This is a genomic window from Mesorhizobium sp. L48C026A00, assembly GCF_000502375.1.
Taxonomy (GTDB): Bacteria; Pseudomonadota; Alphaproteobacteria; order Rhizobiales; family Rhizobiaceae; genus Mesorhizobium; species Mesorhizobium muleiense.
The window spans coordinates 440725-461596 of the sequence record NZ_AYWU01000006.1 but is presented as its reverse complement, the minus strand read 5'-3'; the positions used below and the strand labels follow the sequence as shown (position 1 = coordinate 461596).

General features: G+C 63.2%; 19 protein-coding genes and 1 tRNA gene. 1 reads left to right on the top strand and 19 read right to left on the bottom strand.

The window, feature by feature from the left end; translation table 11 throughout:
* Nucleotides 1–237: 237 nt before the first annotated feature.
* Nucleotides 238–322: transfer RNA gene (locus tag X738_RS56175), tRNA-Leu, on the bottom strand.
* Nucleotides 323–502: 180 nt separating this feature from the next.
* Here X738_RS56175 and lipB point away from each other — a divergent pair.
* Nucleotides 503–1246, top strand: a complete 744-nt coding sequence (gene lipB, locus X738_RS56170) for a lipoyl(octanoyl) transferase LipB (protein WP_023798874.1) — start codon at nucleotides 503–505, stop codon at nucleotides 1244–1246.
* A 334-nt stretch (nucleotides 1247–1580) separates the two neighbouring features.
* Here lipB and X738_RS56165 read toward each other — a convergent pair whose 3' ends face one another.
* The 18 genes from X738_RS56165 to nuoF all read right to left on the bottom strand — a co-directional run bounded on the left by X738_RS56165 (nucleotide 1581) and on the right by nuoF (nucleotide 20869).
* Nucleotides 1581–2261 carry an ABC transporter ATP-binding protein gene (locus X738_RS56165; RefSeq protein WP_036269595.1) on the bottom strand — a complete coding sequence of 227 codons (681 nt, stop codon included), beginning with the start codon at nucleotides 2259–2261 and terminating at the stop codon, nucleotides 1581–1583.
* Nucleotides 2261–3547 carry a lipoprotein-releasing ABC transporter permease subunit gene (locus tag X738_RS56160; RefSeq protein WP_023798872.1) on the bottom strand — a complete coding sequence of 429 codons (1287 nt, stop codon included), beginning with the start codon at nucleotides 3545–3547 and terminating at the stop codon, nucleotides 2261–2263. The genes X738_RS56165 and X738_RS56160 overlap by 1 nt, the downstream gene beginning before the upstream one ends.
* On the bottom strand, nucleotides 3544–4872 hold the full coding sequence (gene proS / locus X738_RS56155; protein WP_023798871.1) for a proline--tRNA ligase: 1329 nt from the start codon (nucleotides 4870–4872) through the stop codon (nucleotides 3544–3546). Before proS ends, X738_RS56160 begins: the two co-directional genes overlap by 4 nt.
* Nucleotides 4873–5434: 562 nt before the next feature.
* A complete protein-coding gene (locus tag X738_RS56150) occupies nucleotides 5435–5719 on the bottom strand; it encodes a DUF1467 family protein (RefSeq protein ID WP_023798870.1) in 285 nt (94 codons plus the stop codon).
* Nucleotides 5716–6120, bottom strand: coding sequence for a methylmalonyl-CoA epimerase (gene mce, locus X738_RS56145; RefSeq protein ID WP_023798869.1), 405 nt, complete (start codon nucleotides 6118–6120; stop codon nucleotides 5716–5718). The genes X738_RS56150 and mce overlap by 4 nt, the downstream gene beginning before the upstream one ends.
* 97 nt (nucleotides 6121–6217) lie before the next feature.
* A complete protein-coding gene (locus X738_RS56140; protein WP_023798868.1) occupies nucleotides 6218–7888 on the bottom strand; it encodes a ribonuclease J in 1671 nt (556 codons plus the stop codon).
* Between the two features lie 117 nt (nucleotides 7889–8005).
* A complete protein-coding gene (locus X738_RS56135; RefSeq protein ID WP_023798867.1) occupies nucleotides 8006–8827 on the bottom strand; it encodes a biotin--[acetyl-CoA-carboxylase] ligase in 822 nt (273 codons plus the stop codon).
* A 4-nt stretch (nucleotides 8828–8831) separates the two neighbouring features.
* Nucleotides 8832–10268 (bottom strand): NADH-quinone oxidoreductase subunit NuoN, encoded by a 1437-nt coding sequence (gene nuoN, locus X738_RS56130; protein ID WP_023798866.1) that lies wholly within the window; start codon nucleotides 10266–10268, stop codon nucleotides 8832–8834.
* Nucleotides 10269–10287: 19 nt separating this feature from the next.
* Nucleotides 10288–11793 carry an NADH-quinone oxidoreductase subunit M gene (locus tag X738_RS56125; protein WP_023798865.1) on the bottom strand — a complete coding sequence of 502 codons (1506 nt, stop codon included), beginning with the start codon at nucleotides 11791–11793 and terminating at the stop codon, nucleotides 10288–10290.
* On the bottom strand, nucleotides 11793–13766 hold the full coding sequence (gene nuoL / locus X738_RS56120) for an NADH-quinone oxidoreductase subunit L (RefSeq protein ID WP_023798864.1): 1974 nt from the start codon (nucleotides 13764–13766) through the stop codon (nucleotides 11793–11795). The genes X738_RS56125 and nuoL overlap by 1 nt, the downstream gene beginning before the upstream one ends.
* 11 nt (nucleotides 13767–13777) lie before the next feature.
* The gene (gene nuoK, locus X738_RS56115; protein WP_023798863.1) at nucleotides 13778–14086 is read right to left on the bottom strand and encodes an NADH-quinone oxidoreductase subunit NuoK; all 309 of its coding nucleotides are present in this window, start codon (nucleotides 14084–14086) and stop codon (nucleotides 13778–13780) included.
* A gap of 1 nt (nucleotide 14087) precedes the next feature.
* A complete protein-coding gene (locus X738_RS56110) occupies nucleotides 14088–14708 on the bottom strand; it encodes an NADH-quinone oxidoreductase subunit J (RefSeq protein WP_023798862.1) in 621 nt (206 codons plus the stop codon).
* 125 nt (nucleotides 14709–14833) lie between these two features.
* Nucleotides 14834–15325, bottom strand: coding sequence for an NADH-quinone oxidoreductase subunit NuoI (gene nuoI / locus X738_RS56105; RefSeq protein ID WP_023798861.1), 492 nt, complete (start codon nucleotides 15323–15325; stop codon nucleotides 14834–14836).
* A complete protein-coding gene (gene nuoH, locus X738_RS56100; protein ID WP_023798860.1) occupies nucleotides 15325–16368 on the bottom strand; it encodes an NADH-quinone oxidoreductase subunit NuoH in 1044 nt (347 codons plus the stop codon). Before nuoH ends, nuoI begins: the two co-directional genes overlap by 1 nt.
* 1 nt (nucleotide 16369) lies before the next feature.
* A complete protein-coding gene (nuoG, locus tag X738_RS56095) occupies nucleotides 16370–18451 on the bottom strand; it encodes an NADH-quinone oxidoreductase subunit NuoG (protein WP_023798859.1) in 2082 nt (693 codons plus the stop codon).
* Nucleotides 18451–18759 (bottom strand): pentapeptide repeat-containing protein, encoded by a 309-nt coding sequence (locus tag X738_RS56090; RefSeq protein ID WP_023798858.1) that lies wholly within the window; start codon nucleotides 18757–18759, stop codon nucleotides 18451–18453. Before X738_RS56090 ends, nuoG begins: the two co-directional genes overlap by 1 nt.
* Nucleotides 18760–18767: 8 nt before the next feature.
* Nucleotides 18768–19460, bottom strand: coding sequence for an NADH-ubiquinone dehydrogenase subunit (locus X738_RS56085; RefSeq protein ID WP_023798857.1), 693 nt, complete (start codon nucleotides 19458–19460; stop codon nucleotides 18768–18770).
* Between the two features lie 104 nt (nucleotides 19461–19564).
* Nucleotides 19565–20869, bottom strand: coding sequence for an NADH-quinone oxidoreductase subunit NuoF (gene nuoF, locus X738_RS56080; protein WP_023798856.1), 1305 nt, complete (start codon nucleotides 20867–20869; stop codon nucleotides 19565–19567).
* Between the last annotated feature and the right edge of the window lie 3 nt (nucleotides 20870–20872).

Genomic DNA, 20872 nt, shown 5'->3' with positions numbered 1-20872 from the left:
CGCTTGCGTGGAAAGCGCATTTTTCGCCGAGCATTCCCACGTGTCCGTTTCGCGGCACGGTTCGGTCTTTGAAGCAGCTGGCATATGATGGCGGGTCAAACCACGCGGTCAGGGCGCGGCATTCCGCATCCAAACAGCAACGGGTTCGCGCAGTGTTCAGTTTGCACAAGCAGTCTTGGAAGGACTGCAGGGAAACAAAAAACGCACAATAAAAAATAACAGCTTATTGGATAAAGCTGGTGCGGTCGAGAAGACTCGAACTTCCACGGGTTGCCCCACAGCGACCTCAACGCTGCGCGTCTACCAATTCCGCCACGACCGCACGTGGTAGGAGCCGGAACGAACCGGCTCGCGGCGTGTAGCAAATCGTTTCCAGCGAAACAAGGGCGCGTCGCGCAATAATTGCCCGGGCTTCGGCATAACCCTCCAAAGAGCTGAAACGCGCTCGCAACTGGACGTTTCACCCGATTGCCGCCATATGTGAGGCGACACGAGACACACCATGACAGAACGCAGCCAGATCGCCACGTCGTTCCTGCCCCTGCCCGGTTCGGCGCCGGTCGAATGGCGGATCGAACCCGGCCTCACCGCCTATCCGGATGCGCTTGCCGTGATGGAGGCGCGTGCCGAAGCGATCCGAGGCGGCGCCGCCGGCGAGATGGTCTGGCTGGTCGAGCACCCGCCGCTCTACACCGCCGGCACCAGCGCCCGCATCGAGGACCTGATCGAGCCCGAACGTTTTCCGGTGTTCGCGGCGGGACGCGGCGGCGAATATACCTATCATGGGCCGGGCCAGCGGGTCGCTTATGTGATGCTCGACCTGAAGCGGCGGCGCGAGGATGTCCGCGCCTTCGTCGCGGCACTTGAACAATGGATCATCGGCACGCTGGCCGCTTTCAACGTGCGCGGCGAACGGCGCGAGAACCGTGTCGGCGTCTGGGTGGTGCGGCCGGATCGCCCCGCCCTGCCCGACGGATCGCTCGCCGAGGACAAGATCGCCGCCATCGGCATCAGGCTGAGGCGCTGGGTGAGCTTTCACGGCATCGCCATCAATGTCGAGCCGGATCTCAGCCACTTCAGCGGCATCGTGCCGTGCGGTGTGCAGGACCACGGCGTCACCAGCCTCGTCGACCTCGGCCTTCCCCTGGCAATGGCCGATCTTGATCTCGCGCTGAAATCCGCGTTCGAGGATGTCTTCGGACCCACCGCAGCTCCGCTTGTCGAAACGGCCCGCAAGGCCGGCTGACAAGGCGGCGCTGAACCGCAGAGCTCCGACGCAGCCCCTCACCCGTGAAGAACGGGCGCGCTGCCTCACATCGCTCCGATCCAGATCGCCATGGAAATGAGAAACGTGCTCATGCACACCAGTGACACGACATCCTGAACAAGACCGGTCATAACGCTCTCCTGTTTTCAGTATGTTCGCATTTTGTTCTGATTTTGTTCGAATGTCAACGGCCTCAGTCAGAGCGTGTCGCGAAATTCGGGCGCTCAGTTCGGCACGGTTAAGGAAAGGTTGAGATCGGATTTCACTGTTTCCGCGCTGGCTGCGCGTGGGGAGATGCAGCCAGACAGCACACCTAGAGCGGAACAACCTTGCCGTCGGCCAGCGTGACGCGACGGTCCATGCGCGAGGCAAGCTCGTGATTGTGGGTGGCGATCAGCGCCGCCAGGCCCGACTGCCGGACCAGCGCCCCCAGTGCCTCGAACACATAGGAGGCGGTGACCGGGTCGAGGTTGCCTGTCGGCTCGTCGGCCAGCAGCACCAGCGGCGCATTGGCGACGGCGCGGGCGATGGCGACGCGCTGTTGCTCGCCGCCGGACAGTTCGGACGGCCGGTGCTGCGCGCGTTTGCCGATCTGCATGTAGTCGAGCAGTTGCGCCGACCGCTCGGCAGCCTCCTTGCGCGTCAGCCCTTTTATCAGTTGCGGCATCATGATGTTTTCCAGCGCCGTGAACTCGGGCAGCAGGTGATGGAACTGATAGACGAAGCCGACATCGTTGCGGCGGATCGCCGTTCGCTCGTCGTCGGAAAGCCGCCCGCAGGCGCGGCCGGCCAGAATGACATCGCCGGCGTCCGGCCGCTCCAGCAGTCCGGCGGTGTGCAACAGCGTCGATTTGCCGGTGCCCGAAGGCGCCACCAGCGCCACGATCTCCCCGCGCTTCAACGAAAAATCGGCGCCGTTGAGGATGGTCAGCTTGCGCGGCCCCTGGACATAATGCCGCTCGACGCTCTTCAGCTCGATAATGGCATCGGCCATCATTCGTACCTCAGCGCTTCGACGGGATCGAGCCTGGCCGCGCGCCATGCCGGAAACAGCGTCGCCAGGAACGACAGCACCAGCGCCATCAGCACCACCGAGATCGTCTCGCTGGCGTCCATGCGGGCAGGCAACTGGCTCAGGAAATAGAGCTCGGGATTGAACAGCCTTTCGCCGGCCAGCCAGGAGAAGAACTGGCGAATGCGCTCGACGTTCAGGCAGATGACGACGCCGAGCAGGACGCCGGCGAGGGTGCCCACCACGCCGATCGCCGCCCCCGTCATCAGGAAGATGCGCAGGATCGCGCCGCGCGTGGCGCCCATGGTGCGCAGGATGGCGATATCGTGGCCCTTGTCCTTGACCAGCATGATCAGCCCCGAAATGATGTTGAGCGCGGCAACCAGCACGATCAGCGTCAGGATCATGAACATGACGTTGCGCTCCACTTGCAGCGCATCGAAGAATGTCCGGTTTCGTTCTCGCCAGTCGACCATGGTTATCGGCCGCTGCGATGCCTCCTCGACCTTCGGCTTCAGCGCGTCGACATTGTCGGGATTGTCGACATAGATCTCGATCGCCTGGGCCCGGCCATCCATGTTGAAATAGAGCTGCGCTTCCGAAAACGGCATGTAGACGATGGAGCTGTCATATTCCGACATGCCGACCTCGAAGATCGCCGTGATCGGGTAACCCTTCATGCGCGGTGTCGTGCCGAGCGGCGTGACATCGCCGTCGGGGGCGATAAGCGTGATGGTGTCGCCGAGCACAAGACCAAGATTGTCGGCCATGCGGCTGCCGATGGCGACGCCCTCGCCTGTGTCGAAGCCGGCGATCGAGCCCTGCTGGATATTGTTGGCGACGATTGAAATCTTGCCCAGGTCCTCGCCGCGTATGCCGCGCACCAGCGCCCCCGACCCGCCGCCGACATTGCCTTGCGCCAGCACCTGGCCGTCGATCAGCGGAATGGCGTATTGGACGCCGGGCACGCCGTTGATGCGGCCGGCGATCTGCGCATAGTCCTCCAGCGGCATGTCGAGCGGCTGCACGATCAGATGGCCGTTGACGCCGAGGATGCGCGTCAGAAGCTCGGCGCGAAAGCCGTTCATGACAGCCATCACGACGATCAGCGTGGCGACGCCCAGCATGATGCCGAGGAACGAGATCGAGGCAATGACGGAGATCACCGTCTCCTTGCGGCGCGAGCGCAGATAGCGCCACGCGACCATGCGTTCAAACACGGAAAAAGCTCCGGCGGCCATGGGTTTAGCTGCTGCCGCTCCACTCATCCGGCAAAACCGAAGCGTTTCTTCACGTCTTCGATCGGCAGCGTCTCACGCTCGCCGTTCCTGCGGTTCTTGATCTCGACCTCGCCGGCGGCCACGCCGCGCGGCCCGACGATCACCTGCCACGGCAGCCCGATCAGGTCGGCTGTGGCGAACTTGCCGCCCGGCCGCTGATCGGTGTCGTCGTAAAGCACGTCCTTGCCGACGGCGACAAACGCTGCATAGAGTTCATCGCAGATGCGGTCGCAGTCGGCGTCGCCGGCTTTCATATTGATCAGGCCGACGTCGAAAGGCGCCACCGCCTCCGGCCAGATGATGCCGTTGTCGTCGTGGCTGGCCTCGATGATCGCCGCGACCAGCCGCGTCGGGCCGATGCCGTAGGAACCTCCGGAAGCAAAATGATCCATGCCGTCGGGCCCGGTCACCTTGGCGCCCATCGGCTTCGAATATTTGTCGCCGAAATGGAAGATGTGGCCGACCTCGATGCCGCGCGCCGAGACCCGGTCGCTTGTCGCGACCTTCTCCCACGCCGCCTCGTCGTGCATCTCGTCGGTCGCCGCATAAGGCGTCGTCCATTTCTTGACGATGTCGCCGATCTCGGCATCGTTGGAGAAGTCCGTGTCCGCCCCCGGCACATCAAGTGCGAGATAGTCGCGATGGCAATAGACCTGGCTCTCGCCGGTTTCGGCCAGGATGATGAATTCGTGGCTGAGGTCGCCGCCGATCGGCCCGGTATCGGCACGCATCGGGATTGCCTGCAGCCCCATGCGCGTGAACGTCCTGAGATAGGACACGAACATCCTGTTATAGGCCGCCCTGGCGCTTTCGAAGTCGAGATCGAAGGAATAGGCGTCCTTCATCAGGAACTCTCTGCTGCGCATGACGCCGAAGCGCGGCCGCACCTCGTCGCGGAATTTCCACTGGATGTGATAGAGATTGAGCGGCAGATCCTTGTAGGACTTCACATAGGCGCGGAAAATCTCGGTGACCACCTCCTCGTTGGTCGGTCCATAGAGCATGTCCCGATCCTGCCGGTCCTTGATGCGCAGCATCTCCTTGCCATAATCGTCATAGCGGCCGCTTTCGCGCCACAGCTCGGCCGACTGGATGGTCGGCATCAGGATCTGAAGCGCGCCGGCCCGGTCCTGCTCCTCGCGAACGATCCGGCAGACCTTGTCCAGCACCCTCTTGCCGAGCGGCAGCCAGGAAAAACTGCCTTGCCCCTGCTGGCGGATCATGCCGGCGCGCAGCATCAGCCGGTGCGAGACGATTTCGGCCTCGCGCGGATTTTCTTTAAGGATAGGCAGGAAATAGCGCGACAAACGCATGGACCGGTCCGTGAGAGAGAGGATTGCCGCACCGGAATCGGCGCAGCGCAGGCTTGCTTGCCCCGGCTTCATAGCCATTTCATGACGGAATGGAAACCCGCCCCCGCGCCAACTGGGCGCCCGATGGGGCGTCGCAAAGGCGCCGCAGTGCCGCGTTCGCCTTGCTGGTCGTTTCGCAAGCAACGCCTGCCATACTATTGTGCAGTGCAGCACGAGATTGCTTATTTCCGGGCAAAATTCTGCGTGACATTTTCACCCGGCTTGGTCTAATGTGCGCCGATAAACGAGAGGGCGGAAAGAAATCTGCTCTCCTACGCGGTCAAAGTCTTGGGAGGATGCGATCTAGGCGCGGTTACTCGCTGCCGCCGGATACCGGAAACAGATCGGACGCGTTTAATTGCAAGGCCTCGTGCCTTGCATTTTTTTTGTGCAATCATTTGGTTAGCACGACAAATTGCTAAACCGCTTTACCTGGCGCCAGCACAGCCGGTTCGGAACCTGCATCGGCTTCCAGCCCGGATTGGTGCTCGCATGCAAGATGTGGCCAGCCGTACCCGGCGGTCTAGTTTTCGGGACTCCGGCTGAAATCCGGCACGATGTGCGGGATGTCGTCGATGCCGAGGCCGAGCCCCCGCGTCATGCCATAAAAGATGCCAAGTAGAACCAGCGTGACGATCGTCGTCCGCAGCACCGCGCGCAGCATATGCGGTCCGCGCGGCGCGCTGGATACCGTGCCCAGCGTCACGTCCTCATCCTCGTCCTGCGTCCTCAGGCTGAACGGCAGGATGGCGAACAGCACCACCCACCATGTGATGAAGAACAGGGCGAGAAATGAAACCCAGCTCATGCTTGCTCCAGTTCGACCAGCGTGCCGAAGAAATCCTTGGGATGCAGGAACAGCACCGGCTTGCCATGCGCGCCGGTCTTCGGGTTGCCGTCGCCGAGGACACGGGCGCCGCTGGCCTTGAGGTGATCTCGCGCGGCAAGAATGTCGTCGACCTCATAGCACAGATGATGCATGCCGCCCGATGGGTTCTTCTCGAGGAATGCCGCGATCGGCGAACCCTCACCAAGCGGCTCCAGCAATTCGATCTTGGTATTGCCGACATCGACGAACACCACCGTCACGCCATGCTCCGGCAGCGCCTGCGGCGCGGTCACCCGGGCGCCGAGCGTGTCGCGATAAGCCGCTGTCGCCGCAGCCAGATCCGGCACGGCAAGCGCGACATGGTTCAGGCGTCCAAGCATTGGTTTTCCTCAGGGCAGCAAGGCAATAGGGCAGTATGGGAGGAGGGAAAAACGACTTTCTCCCCCTACTGCCGTACTGCCCTACTCCCCTATTCCCTTACCTTGTGACGAACACCGTCACCAGCGGCTTCTTGCCCCAGGCTTCATTGGCGGCGCCACGGACGGCGCGGCGCACTGCCTCCTGCACGAGGTCGAGATCTCTTCGGCGCTGACGGGGGATGGAGTCCACGGCGCCGATTGCCGCATCGATCATCAGGTCCTCCAGGCTCTCGCCGCGGCCATCGGCCTCGGCGACGCCGATGGCGACCAGATCGGGATCGCCGGCGAGCTCATATTTGTCGTCGAGCACGACATTGACCGCGACATGGCCGGCGAAAGACAGCTTGCGCCGGTCGCGAATGCCCATCGCCTGGTCGGTGCCGATCAGCCTGCCGTCCTTGTAGATGCGGCCGAACGGCACCTGGTCGATGATCGCCGCCGCACCGGGATAGAGCCGCAGCATGTCGCCGTTGCGCACCTGCGCCACCTGGCCGATGCCGGACACCGACATCAGCGATCCCTGCGCCACCAGATGCGCCGCCTCGCCATGCACGGGAACGCCGATCTGCGGCCGCACCCATTCATACATCTTGCGCAGCTCGGTGCGGCGCGGATGGCCCGAGACATGCACCAGCGCATCACCGTCCTCGATGATCTTGATACCGAGATCGATCAGACGGTTCTTGATCTCAAGGATACCCTTCTCGTTGCCGGGAATGGTACGCGAGGAAAACACCACCGTATCGCCTGCCGTCAGCGACACCGATTTCATCTCCTCGCGCGAGAGTTTCGCCAGCGCCGCAAGCGGCTCGCCCTGGCTGCCGGTGCAGATGATGACGAGGTTTTCGCGCGGGATGAAGCCAAAGTCCTCCTCGGCGATGAATTCGGGCAGCCCATCCATGTAGCCGAGTTCGCCGGCAACATCGATGACCCGCTTCAGCGAGCGGCCGAGCACCAGGCACTGCCGGCCGGCATCGCGTGCCGCCTTGGCAATGGAGACGATGCGTCCGACATTGGAGGAAAAGGTGGTGACCGCAACGCGGCCCTTGGCGCTCTGGATGACGCCCTTGAGGCCCTCGCCAACCGCGACTTCCGACGGCGACACCCCTTCCCGCAGCGCATTGGTGGAATCGCAGATCAACGCCAGCACGCCCTTGTCGCCATGGGCGCGAAAGCGCGCCTCGTCGGTCAGCGGTCCGATCGTCGGCGCCGGATCGATCTTCCAATCACCGGTGTGGATGACGGTGCCGGCCGGCGAGGTGATCGCCAGCGACATCGGTTCGGGGATCGAATGCGCGACCGGGATGGCCTCGATCTCGAACGGGCCGACGCTGAACTTTTCACCGGCGCGGTAGATCGTCACCGGGATCTTTGGTGCGCCTTGCTCGCCCTGCCGCTTGGCTTCCAGCAATCCAGCGCCGAACGGCGTCATCCAGACCGGCGCCTTGAGCTTCGGCCATGTGTCGAGCAGCGCGCCGTAGTGGTCCTCATGCGCGTGCGTGATGACGATGCCACGCAGATTGGCGATGTTCTCCTCGATGAAGCGCGTGTCGGGCAGCACCAGGTCGACGCCAGGCAGGCTGGCATCGGGAAAGGTCACGCCGACATCGACGACGATCCATTCGCGCGCATTGGCCGGCCCGTAGCCATAGAGGGCGAAGTTCATGCCGATCTCGCCGACGCCGCCAAGCGGCACGAAGACGAGTTCGGCGTTTTCCGCTGTCGCCATGATCATTCCTTTCCTGGCCGGTCAACCCAAGCCCGTCAAACTCTGGGGCCAGTCAAACCTGAGCCCGTAAAAAACTTGGCCTGTCAAAACCTTGGCCTGCCAAACCTGGGGGGCCTGTCAAACCTTGGCCGACGCGACCGCACCGAAATGCACGTCGCCGGCGGCGATCGTCAGAACCGAACCCTCATCGTCGCGGATCACGAAACGGCAGTCCTCGTCAATGGTCTCGAACGTGCCGCGCACCACATTACCGTCAATTCTGACAGCAACCTGCCCGCCAAGCCCTGCCGCGCGCGCCAGCCAGCGCCGCCTGACGGCCGACAGCCCGCGCCCATCGTTCCACAGCCGCACATTCTCGCTCCAGGCATCCGACAGTGCCAGAAACAATGTCTCGGCATCGCAAGCAGCGCCCAGCGCGCCAAGCGATGTCGCGGGATAAGGCAAATCCTTGGGGTATGCCACCACATTGACACCGATGCCGACCGCCACCGCAAAGCGATCGCCTTCGAGTATCGCCGATTCCAGCAGGATGCCGGCAAGCTTGGCGCCGGAGGCAAGCACATCGTTCGGCCATTTCAGCTCGAAACGGTTTTTTCCATCGCTGCCGCCGTCGAGGCCGATTGCGATCCTGCCCTTCGGCACGACGGCGTCGAGCGCATCGGCCAGCGCCAGCCCGGCGACGAAGCCGAGCGTCGCGGCCAAGCGAAGCTCGGCATTGGTGACCACCAGCAGGGTCGCCGCCAGATTGCCCTCGGGCGTCGCCCAGACCCGGCCGCGCCGGCCACGCCCGCTTTCCTGTTTTTTCGAAACGACCCAGAGCTTGCCCGGATCTCCCGCCCGCGCACGGTCGAGCGCCAGCGCATTGGTCGAACCGACGGTGTCATGTGCCTCGAGCCGGAACCCTTCCGAGGCCGCTGTTGGAGCCAGCCGAAATGCCATCCTGTCAGAAGAATGTCTTGGCGGCGGCTTCGGCATAGGTGCCGATCGGCCCGCCGATCAGCACATAGAACAGCACGAAGGCGCCGCAGACGCCAAGCACGATGCGAAGCTCGGTCGCCATCGGCACGAAGCCGCCGACCGGTTCGTCGAACCACATGATCTTGATGATCCGCAGATAATAATAAGCGCCCACCACCGAGGCCAGCACGCCGATGATCGCCAGCGCGTAGAGGTTGGCGTTGATGGCGGCAAGGAACACGTACCATTTCCCCCAGAAGCCGGCGAGCGGCGGAATGCCGGCCAGCGAGAACATTAGGATGGTCAGGATCGTCGCCATGATCGGATTGGTCGATGACAGCCCGGCGAGATCGCCGATCTGTTCGACATTGCCTTCCTTGCGCCGCATGGCGAGGATGAAGGCGAAGGTGCCGAGCGTCATCACCAGATAGATCAGCATGTAGATGGCGACGCCGCGAACGCCGGCCTGGCTGTTGGCGGCGAGGCCGACCAGGGCGTAGCCCATATGGCCGATCGAGGAATAGGCCATCAGCCGCTTGATGTTGGTCTGGCCGATAGCCGCAAAGGCGCCGAGCAGCATCGAGGCGATCGAGATGAAGACGATGATCTGCTGCCAGTCGGCGGCGATCGGCTGGAAGGCGTCCATGGTGACGCGCACGATCAGCGCCATCGCCGCCATCTTCGGCGCCGCAGCGAGGAAGGCCGTCACCGGCGTCGGCGCGCCTTCATAGACGTCGGGCGTCCACATGTGGAACGGCACCGCCGATATCTTGAAGGCAAGGCCGGCCAGCACGAAGACCAGGCCGAAGACCAGGCCAAGCTGCCGCTCGCCGCCGCCAAGTGCTGCGGCGATCTCCTGGAAGCCGGTGTTGCCGGTGTAGCCGTAGACGAGGCTGATGCCGTAGAGCAGCATGCCCGACGACAGCGCCCCAAGTACGAAGTACTTGAGTCCCGCCTCGGTCGAGCGCAGATTGTCCCGGTTGATCGCCGCCAGCACGTAGATCGCCAGCGACTGCAGTTCGAGGCCGAGATAAAGCCCGATCATGCCGTTGGCCGAGATCATCAGCATCATGCCGAGCGTGCACAGCAGGATCAGCACCGGATACTCGAACTTGTCGAAATGCTCCGCCTTGGCGAAGCGCATCGACATGACCAGCGTCACCGCCGACCCGATCAGCGCCAGCACCTTCATGAAGCGGGCGAAGGGATCCTGGACGAAGGCTTCGCCGTAAGCGTTGCCCTGCCCGGTGGAAAGGATCGTCCAGAGGCCGGCAACCACCAGGACGGCGACGGCAAGGCCGCTGACCGTGGTGGTGGTGTTGGCGCGCGAATAGGCGCCGAGCATCAGCAGCGCCAGGGCGCCGACGGCGAGGATCAGCTCTGGCGTCGACAGCGACAGGCTGGAGAGAAGGTCCGGCGTCATGGTTCGCAAACCTCTCGGGTCAGTTCGCCGCCGCGGTCTGCGCGGTGTCGATGGATGCGGTGACATTGGTGACGAGCGCCTTGACCGATGCGGCGGTCGCGTCGAAGACCGGCGCCGGGTAGACGCCGAAGAAGATGACCAGCACGGCCAGCGGGTAGATGATCACCTTCTCGCGCGTCGACAGGTCGAGCAGGCCTTTCAGGCTGTCCTTGGTCAGCGCGCCGAAGATCACCCGGCGATACAGCCACAGCGCATAGGCCGCCGACAGGATGACGCCGGTGGCGGCGAAGAACGCCACCCAGGTGTTGACCCGGAACACGCCGAGCATGGTCAGGAACTCGCCGACGAAGCCGCTGGTGCCGGGCAGGCCGACATTGGCCATGGTGAAGATCATGAACACGGTGGCGTATTTCGGCATGTTGTTGACCAGCCCGCCATAGGCGTCGATGTCGCGCGTGTGCATGCGGTCGTAGATGACGCCGACGCACAGGAACAGCGCGCCGGAGACCAGGCCGTGCGACAGCATCTGGAAGATCGCCCCCTGGACGCCTTCCTGGTTCATCGCGAAGATGCCCATGGTGACGAAGCCCATATGGGCGACCGACGAATAGGCGATCAGCTTCTTCATGTCCTCCTGCATCAGCGCCACCAGCGAGGTGTAGATGATGGCGACGACGGACAGCGCGAAGACCAGCGGCGCAAACATCTCCGAGGCGATCGGAAACATCGGCAGGGAGAAGCGCAGGAAGCCGTATCCGCCCATCTTCAGCAGGATGGCGGCCAGGATCACCGAACCGGCCGTCGGCGCCTCGACATGCGCGTCCGGCAGCCAGGTGTGCACCGGCCACATCGGCATCTTCACGGCGAAAGACGCGAAGAAGGCGAGCCATAGCCAGGTCTGCATGGAGGCCGGGAAGTTGTGCGTCAGCAGCGTCGGGATGTCGGTGGTGCCGGACTGGAAGAACATCGCCATGATGGCAAGCAGCATCAGCACCGAGCCGGCCAGCGTATAGAGAAAGAACTTGAACGAGGCGTAGACGCGCCGTTTGCCGCCCCACACGCCGATGATGATGAACATCGGGATCAGGCCGGCCTCGAAGAAGACGTAGAACAAGACGATGTCGAGCGCGCAGAACACGCCGATCATCAGCGTCTCCAGCAGCAGGAAGGCGATCATGTAGGCCTTAACGCGCTTCTCGATCGATTCCCACGAAGCCAGGATGCAGAGCGGCATCAGGAAGGTGGTCAGGATGACGAACAGCATGGAGATGCCGTCGACGCCCATATGGTAGGAGATGCCGGAATCCAGCCAGGCAAACTTCTCGACGAACTGGAAGCCGGGCTCCGCATTGTCGAAGCCGGTCCAGATGAACAGCGAGATGATGAAGGTGATACCAGTCGTCCACAAGGCAATGGCGCGGATGTTGCGGCGGGCATTCTCGCTGTCGTCGTTGATCAGCAGAATGAACAGCACACCAACCAGCGGCAGGAAGGTGACCAGCGAGAGGATCGGCCAGGCGGTCATCAGAGCATCATCCAGGTGACGAATGCGGCAACGCCGATCAGCATGGCGAAGGCATAGTGGTAGAGGTAGCCGGTCTGCAGTTTGACGACCCGGTTGGTGACGTCGACGACGCGCGCCGAAACCCCGTCAGGACCAAGTCCGTCGATCACGGTGCCGTCGCCGGTCTTCCACAGGAAGTGGCCGAGGCGTTTTGCCGGCCGCACGAACAGGAAGTCGAAGAGTTCGTCGAAATACCACTTGTTGAGCAGGAAGGCGTAGAGCCCGCGATGCTGCGCCGCCAGGTTCTTCGGCATCTCCGGCGCGCGGATGTAGAATTGCCAGGCAATCGCAAAGCCGATCAGCATGGCGACGAACGGCGCCAGCTTCACCCAAAACGGCACTTCGTGGATATCGTGCAGGATGTGGTTGTCCGGCAGCGTGAACAGCGACGCCTTCCAGAACTCGGCATAGCCCTCGCCGATGAAGGCGCCATGGAAGATCACGCCGGCCAACAGCGCGCCGGCCGCCAGGATGTACAGCGGCACCAGCATGACCGGCGGCGATTCATGGACATGGTGCATGACCTCGTGGCTCGCCCGCGGCTGGCCGTGGAAGGTCATGAAGATCAGCCGCCAGGAATAGAAGCTGGTGAAGCAGGCGGCGACGACCAGCAGCACGAAGGCAAGGCCGGCGACCGGATTGTGCGCGGCAAAGGCGCTTTCGATGATCGCGTCCTTGGAGAAGAAGCCGGCGGTGCCGATGACCGTCACCGGAATGCCGACGCCGGTCAGCGCCAGCGTGCCGATCACCATCATCCAGTAGGTCTTCGGAATGAGCGTTCTGAGGCCGCCCATCCTGCGCATGTCCTGCTCATCAGAGACGGCGTGGATCACCGAGCCCGAGCCGAGGAACAGCAGCGCCTTGAAGAAGGCATGCGTGAACAGATGGAAGATCGCCGCGCCATAGGCGCCGACGCCGAGCGCCACGAACATGTAGCCGAGCTGCGAGCAGGTCGAATAGGCGATGACGCGCTTGATGTCGTTCTGGACGAGGCCGACGGTCGCCGCGAAGAAGGCGGTGAAGGCGCCGATGAAGGTGACCACGATCAGCGCCGAATGCGACAGTTCGAACAGCGGCGACAGCCGCGCCAGCATGAACACGCCGGCCGTCACCATGGTGGCGGCATGGATGAGCGCCGAGACCGGCGTCGGGCCTTCCATGGCGTCCGGCAGCCAGGTGTGCAGCGGCACCTGCGCCGACTTGCCCATGGCGCCCATGAACAGCAAGAGGCAGACGACGGTCATCGCAGCCTGCTTGTCGAGGGCATAGCCGAGGAAGGTCAGCACGGCAGCGCCCTCCGGCGCGCCTTCGGCCGGAATGAACGTCGCCGCATTGGCGAAGATGGTGCCGAGATTGACCGAGCCGAACAGCACGAACACGCCGAAGATGCCGAGCGCGAAACCGAAATCGCCGACGCGGTTGACGACGAAGGCCTTGATCGCGGCGGCATTGGCCGACGGCTTCTTGTACCAGAAGCCGATCAGCAGATAGGAGGCGAGGCCGACGCCTTCCCAGCCGAAGAACATCTGCACAAGGTTGTCAGCCGTCACCAGCATCAGCATGGCGAAGGTGAACAGCGACAGATAGGCGAAGAAGCGCGGCCGGTTCGGGTCGTGATGCATGTAGCCGATCGAGTAGATGTGGACCAGCGCCGACACCGTGTTGACGACGACCAGCATCACCACCGTCAGCGTGTCGATGCGCAGCGCCCATGCCGCCTCTAGCCCGCCCGACTGGATCCAGCGCAGCACCGGCACGGTGAACACCTCGCCCTCGCCGAAGCCGACGGCGAAGAAGGCGACCCACGACAGCACGGCTGATATCACCAGGAAGCCGGAGGTGATGTATTCGGACGCCTTGGCGCCGAGCGACGTGCCGAACAGGCCGACGATCAGGAAGCCGAGCAGAGGAAGGAAGACGATGGCCTGATACATGGTGGTTCCCGTCAACCCTTCATCATGTTCACGTCTTCGACCGCGATCGAGCCGCGGTTGCGGAAGAAGACGACGAGAATGGCGAGGCCGATCGCCGCTTCAGCCGCTGCGACCGTCAGCACGAACAGCGCGAACACCTGTCCGACGAGATCGCCGAGTGCTGCTGAGAAGGCGACGAAATTGATGTTGACCGCGAGCAGGATCAGCTCGATCGACATCAGGATGACGATGATGTTCCTGCGGTTGAGAAAAATGCCGAACACGCCGAGCGTGAACAGGATCGCCGATACGGTCAGATAATGTGCGATGCCGACGACCATCTCAGATTCCTTCGCCCGTCTTGACCTTGCGGATTTCCATCCCCGTTGCCGGCGTGCGGCCGACCTGTGCGGCGATCGACTGCCGTTTGATGCCCGGCTTGTGGCGCAGCGTCAGCACGATGGCGCCGATCATGGCGACCAGCAGCACAAGGCCGGCAATCTGGAAATAATAGAGGTAGTCGGTATAGAGGATGTCGCCGAGCGCTGCCGTGTTCGAGCGCGCGGCAAGGTCCGGAGTGGGTTTTGCAACCGTCGCCGCCAGTTGCGGCGCGAATGTATAGCCGCCAAGCACGACGATCAGCTCAGCCGCCAGGATCAGCCCGACCAGCGCGCCGATCGGCGCGTATTGCAGGGCGCCTTCTTTCATCTCGGCGAAATCGACGTCGAGCATCATGACGACGAACAGGAACAGCACCATGACCGCGCCGACATAGACGACGAGCAGGATCATCGCCAGGAACTCGGCGCCGGTCAGCATGAAGAGGCCCGCGGCATTGAAGAAGGTCAGGATCAGGAACAGCACCGAATGCACGGGATTGCGCGCCGAAATGACCATGAACGCCGACGCCACCGCGACAAAGGCGAAGAGGTAGAAAAAGGCCGCCTCTAGTCCATTCAGCATGGGTTCCCCCGGGTTCCTGTCCGAACAGGACGTTCGTCCTGTTCGATGTGTGCTTCGTTCCGCCTCCGGTGCCGAAGCCGCGTGTTCCTTAGACGAGGCCTCTCGCCCCGTCCATGCGTCAAATGTCAGCGGTACGGCGCGTCCAGCGAGATGTTGCGCGCCAGTTCGCGCTCCCAGCGATCGCCATTGGCCAGGAGCTTGTCCTTGTCGTAATAAAGTTCCTCGCGCGTCTCGGTCGCGAATTCGAAATTCGGCCCTTCGACGATCGCGTCGACCGGGCAGGCCTCCTGGCAGAAGCCGCAATAGATGCACTTCACCATATCGATGTCGTAGCGCACGGTGCGGCGGGTGCCGTCGTTGCGGCGCGGGCCGGCCTCGATGGTGATCGCCTGCGCCGGACAGATCGCCTCGCACAATTTGCAGGCGATGCAGCGTTCCTCGCCGTTCGGATAGCGGCGCAGCGCATGCTCGCCGCGGAAGCGCGGGCTGGTCGGGCCCTTCTCGTGCGGATAGTTGATCGTCTCCTTCGGCGCGAAGAACTGGCGCATCGACAGGAAGAAAGCGCTGACGAAATCCTGCAGCAGCAGGGATTTTGCGGCTTGGGCTAGAGCAGACATCACGCAAACCCCGTGATCTTGAGGAACGCGGCGACAATCACCACCATCGCCAGCGAGATCGGCAGGAAGACCTTCCAGCCGAGCCGCATCAGCTGGTCGTAGCGGTAGCGCGGCACGAAGGCCTTCACCATCGAGATCATGAAGAACACCAGGCAGACCTTGAGCACGAACCAGATCAGCCCCGGCACCCAGGTGAAGGGAGCGAAATCGAAGGGCGGCAGCCAGCCGCCGAGGAACAGGATGGTGGCCAGCGCGCACATCAAGACGATGGCGACATACTCGCCGAGGAAGAACAGCAGGAACGGCGTCGACGAATATTCGACCATATGGCCGGCGACGAGTTCCGATTCGGCTTCCACCAGGTCGAAGGGCGGGCGGTTGGTCTCGGCCAGCGCAGAGATGAAGAAGATGACGAACATCGGGAACAGCGACAGCCAATGCCAGTCGAGGAAGGTGTTGGGCAGGCCAACCCTTGTGCCAAGGCCGTCCTGCTGCGACAGCACGATGTCGGACAGGTTGAGCGAGCCGACGCAAAGCAGCACCGTGACGATGACGAAACCGATCGAGACCTCGTAGGACACCATCTGCGCGGCCGAGCGCAGCGCGCCGAGGAACGGATATTTCGAGTTGGACGCCCAGCCGCCCATGATCACGCCATAGACCTCGAGCGAGGAGATGGCGAAGACATAGAGGATGCCGACATTGACGTTGGCGATCGCCCAGCCCTCATTGACCGGGATCACCGCCCAGGCCGAGATCGCCAGCACCGCCGAAACCAAGGGCGCCAGCAGAAAAACGCCCTTGTTGGCGCCGGACGGAATCACCGGCTCCTTGAACACGAACTTCAGAAGGTCGGCGAAAGCCTGCAGCGTGCCCCATGGGCCGACGACGTTCGGGCCGCGGCGCAGCTGCACCGCCGCCCAGATCTTGCGGTCCGCGTACAGGATGTAGGCGACGAAGATCAACAGCACGACGATCAGCACGACCGACTTCAGCAGGATGAGAAGCGCCGGCAGCACGTAGAAGGAGAAGAAGGTGTCCATGCTATTCCGCCGCCTGCCTAAAACCGTTTTTCGCCAGCGCCGAGCACTCCGCCATCACTGCGGAAGCCCGCGCGATCGGGTTGGTCAGGTAGAAATCCTTGACCGGCGAGGTGAAGGCGCCCTTGCCAAGCCGCCCGCCAAGCTTCGCCACCTTGGCGATATCGTCAGCATTGCCGGCCGCGACCTGGTCGATGCGGGCAAGATGCGGGTATTCGCCATAGAGTTTTGCGCGCAGCTGCGGCAGCGAATCGAACGACAATCTCTTGCCCAGCACATCCGACAGCGCCCGCAGGATCGCCCAGTCCTCGCGCGCATCGCCCGGCGCGAAGCCGGCGCGGTTGGTCTGTTGCACCCGGCCCTCGGTGTTGACGTAGGTGCCCGATTTTTCGGTATAGGCGGCGCCCGGCAGGATGACGTCGGCGCGGTGCGCGCCGTGGTCGCCATGCGTGCCGATATAGACGACGAAGGCGCCGCCGGTGCTGGCCATGTCGATCTCGTCGGCGCCGAGCAGGAACAAAACGTCCATCTCGCCCAGCATACCGGCGACGTTCTTGCCGCCCTCGCCCGGCACGAAGCCGACATCGAGACCGCCGACACGCGCCGCCGCAGTGTGCAGCACGGCAAAGCCGTTCCAGTCGGCTCTCGCGGCATTGACGGCCAGGCTGAGCTTCGCCGCCTGGCCGAGCACGGCCGCGCCGTCCGAGCGCGACAGTGCGCCCTGACCGACGATAACAAGCGGATGCGTCGCCTGCTTCAGCACCTGGAAGAATTTGCCGTTGCCGTCGGCCAGATCCTTCAGCGATTCCGGTCCGGCGCCGAGCTGCTCATAGTCGTAGCGCGTATCGCCGACATCGCCGATGACGGCGACCGGCAGGTTGCCGACCCGCCAGCGCTTGCGGATGCGGGCGTTGAGCAAGGACGCCTCGAAGCGCGGATTGGCGCCGATGATCAGCACCGCGTCGGCCTGCTCGATGCCCTCGATGGTCGGGTTGAAGAGATAGCTTGCCCGGCCAAGCGACGGATCGAGCGCGGCGCCATCCTGGCGGCAGTCGGTGTTCTTCGAGCCGAGCGAGGCCATCAGCAGCTTCAGCGCATAGATCTCCTCGACGGCGGCGAGATCGCCTGATATGGCGCCGATCTTGTCGGGCGCGGTTCGCGACACCGCTTCCTTGATCGCGGAAAAAGCCTCGGCCCAGCTTGCCGGAGCCAGCTTGCCGTTCTTGCGGACATATGGCCGGTCGAGGCGCTGGGTGCGCAGACCGTCCCAGATGAAGCGGGTCTTGTCGGAAATCCACTCCTCGTTCACCGCCTCGTTGGTGCGCGGCAGGATGCGCATCACCTCGCGGCCTCTGGAATCGACGCGGATCGCCGAGCCGACGGCGTCCATCACATCGATGGATTCGGTCTTGGTCAGTTCCCACGGCCGCGCCTGGAAGGCGTAGGGCTTGGAGGTTAGCGCGCCGACCGGGCAAAGATCGATGACGTTGCCCTGCAGTTCCGATGTCATCGCGCTTTCGAGATAGGTGGTAATTTCGGCGTCCTCACCGCGGCCGATCAGGCCGAGTTCGGAAATGCCGGCAATTTCGGTGGTGAAGCGGACGCAGCGCGTGCAATGGATGCAGCGGTTCATGATCGTCTTGACCAGCGGCCCGATATATTTGTCTTCGACCGCCCGCTTGTTCTCGTGATAGCGCGAGGAATCGACGCCGAACGCCATCGCCTGGTCCTGCAGGTCGCACTCGCCGCCCTGGTCGCAGATCGGGCAATCGAGCGGATGGTTGATCAGCAGGAATTCCATCACGCCTTCCCGGGCCTTCTTGACCATCGGCGTGTTGGTGAAAATTTCCGGCGTTTCGCCATTTGGTCCCGGACGCAGATCGCGCACGCCCATGGCGCAGGACGCCTGCGGCTTGGGCGGCCCGCCCTTCACCTCGATCAGGCACATGCGGCAATTGCCGGCGATCGAGAGCCGCTCATGGAAGCAGAAGCGCGGCACTTCGGCGCCGGCGTCCTCGGCTGCCTGCAGCAGCGTGTAGTGGTCGGGTACAGTAATCTCTTTCCCGTCGACCTTGAGCTTTGCCATCAATTGCCCCCGGCGGTCTTCGCCGTCTCATATGCCTGGAACAGGTCTTCAAGGCTGATGCCGTTGATCATCATGCCCGCAACCTGCGCGTCTATCTTCACGTTGCTCATGTTCACGTTGGTGAAATACGCGTTCGAAAGATTGGCGTCTTCCACCTTGGTGTTGCTCAGGTTGGTGCGGTGGATCCTGGCCGCCGACAGGTTGACGTCGTGAAACCGGGTGTTCGACATGTTGACGTCATCGAAACTGGAATTGCTGACGATGGCGTTGCGCACGTCGAGAACATCGCGCCTGTCGTGGACCTCCATCGCGTCGCCTACCTCTCGGCCTTGGCGGCCAGCGCCGCTGCCTGGCCAAGCCAGTTGTCGCGACCGATGCGGCCCTTGAACGACAGATAATCGTCGACCCAGGCGATCTCTTCCGGCGTCCATGTCGCGATCTGGCCGTAGGTCCAGATGCCCAGGCCGTTCAGCACCTGTTCCAGCTTCGGCCCGATGCCCGATATTGCCTTGAGGTCTGCCGGGTTTTCCGGACGATCCATTGCCTTGGGCTGCTTGAAATCCTCCGGCATCAACCCGGCCGGTGCGGCAGCCGCATCCACCACGCTGCGTGCATCATCCATGCTGTTCGCGGCTATGTCATTCACGTTCCTGGCGAAGGACTGGGCCTCGGCGATCAAGGTTTTCGTCGCCGCGCGCGCCTTGGTCGAGGAGCTTGTCCCTGTCTGCGAAAAGCGTTCTACCCTGGCATCGAAATCGTCGACGATCGGCTGGAAGAGCCGCTGCGAGGCCTCGGCGGCTCCCGAGAGCACGCCCATCCACAACCCAAAGGCATGATTGGCAAGCCCGATGCCGAGCGCCGACATCGCTGCCGCACCCGCGACAGGGTGCGCCAGGAGATTGACGGCGCTGGCCATCTCCTTCGGCATCATCCTGGTCAGGTCCTGGTTCATCTTCTCGAACGGGTCCAAATCTGGCATCAAATGTTCGGGTCTCGAATTCAGCGACATAGGTAGTCTCCTGGTCGTTTCTTCCGTATGCCCCGGCCTGTTTCCTCAGATCGGGCTCTTGCCCGTATTTCAGATCGGGCATTCGCCCGTCTTTCAACTCTCGTCTATTCCGCCGCCACCATCACCGGCTCTGCCCGGTGCGCATTGCGCGAAAACTCGTCGATACGCCGCTCCACCTCGCCGCGGAAATGCCGCATCAGGCCCTGGATCGGCCACGCCGCCGCATCGCCCAGCGCGCAGATCGTGTGGCCTTCGACCTGTTTGGTCACGTCGAGCAGCATGTCGATCTCGCGCTTCTGCGCCTCGCCGCGCACCAGCCGCTCCATCACCCGCCACATCCAGCCGGTGCCTTCGCGGCACGGTGTGCACTGGCCGCAGCTCTCGTGCTTGTAGAAGTAGGAAAGCCGGGCGATTGCCTTCACGATATCGGTCGATTTGTCCATGACGATGACAGCCGCCGTGCCGAGACCCGATTTCAGGTCGCGCAGCGCATCGAAATCCATCGGTGCATCGATGATCTGCTCCGCCGGCACCAGCGGCACCGAAGCGCCGCCCGGAATGACCGCCAGCAGATTGTCCCAGCCGCCGCGAATGCCGCCGCAATGCGTCTCGATCAGCTCGCGGAACGGGATCGACATCGCCTCTTCGACGGTGCACGGCGTGTTGACGTGGCCCGAAACGCAGAACAGCTTGGTGCCGACGTTGTTGGGCCGGCCGAACGACGAGAACCACGCCGCGCCGCGGCGCAAAATGGTCGGCGCCACCGCGATCGACTCGACATTGTTGACCGTCGTCGGGCAGCCATAGAGGCCGACATTGGCCGGAAACGGCGGCTTCAGCCGCGGCTGGCCCTTCTTGCCTTCGAGGCTTTCGAGCAGCGCCGTTTCCTCGCCGCAGATATAGGCGCCGGCGCCATGATGCATGTAGATGTCGAAATCGTATCCGGAGGTATTGTTCTTGCCGATCAGCCTGGCCGCATAGGCCTCGTCGATAGCGCGCTGCAGCGCCTCGCGCTCGCGGACGAACTCGCCGCGCACATAGATGTAGGCGGCGATCGCGCCCATGGCGAAGCCGGCGATCAGGCAGCCTTCGACCAGCGTGTGCGGGTCATGGCGCAAAATGTCGCGGTCCTTGCAGGTGCCGGGCTCGGATTCATCGGCGTTGACGACGAGATAGCTCGGCCGGCCGTCGCTCTGCTTGGGCATGAACGACCATTTCAGCCCGGTCGGGAAGCCGGCGCCGCCGCGGCCGCGCAGGCCTGACGCCTTCATCTCGTTGACGATCCAGTCGCGCCCCTTGGCGATGATGCCGGGCGTGTTGTCCCAGGCGCCGCGCGCCATCGCACCGGCCAGCGACTTGTCGAAGCGGCCGTAGATGTTGTTGAAGATGCGGTCTCTGTCCTGAAGCATTGT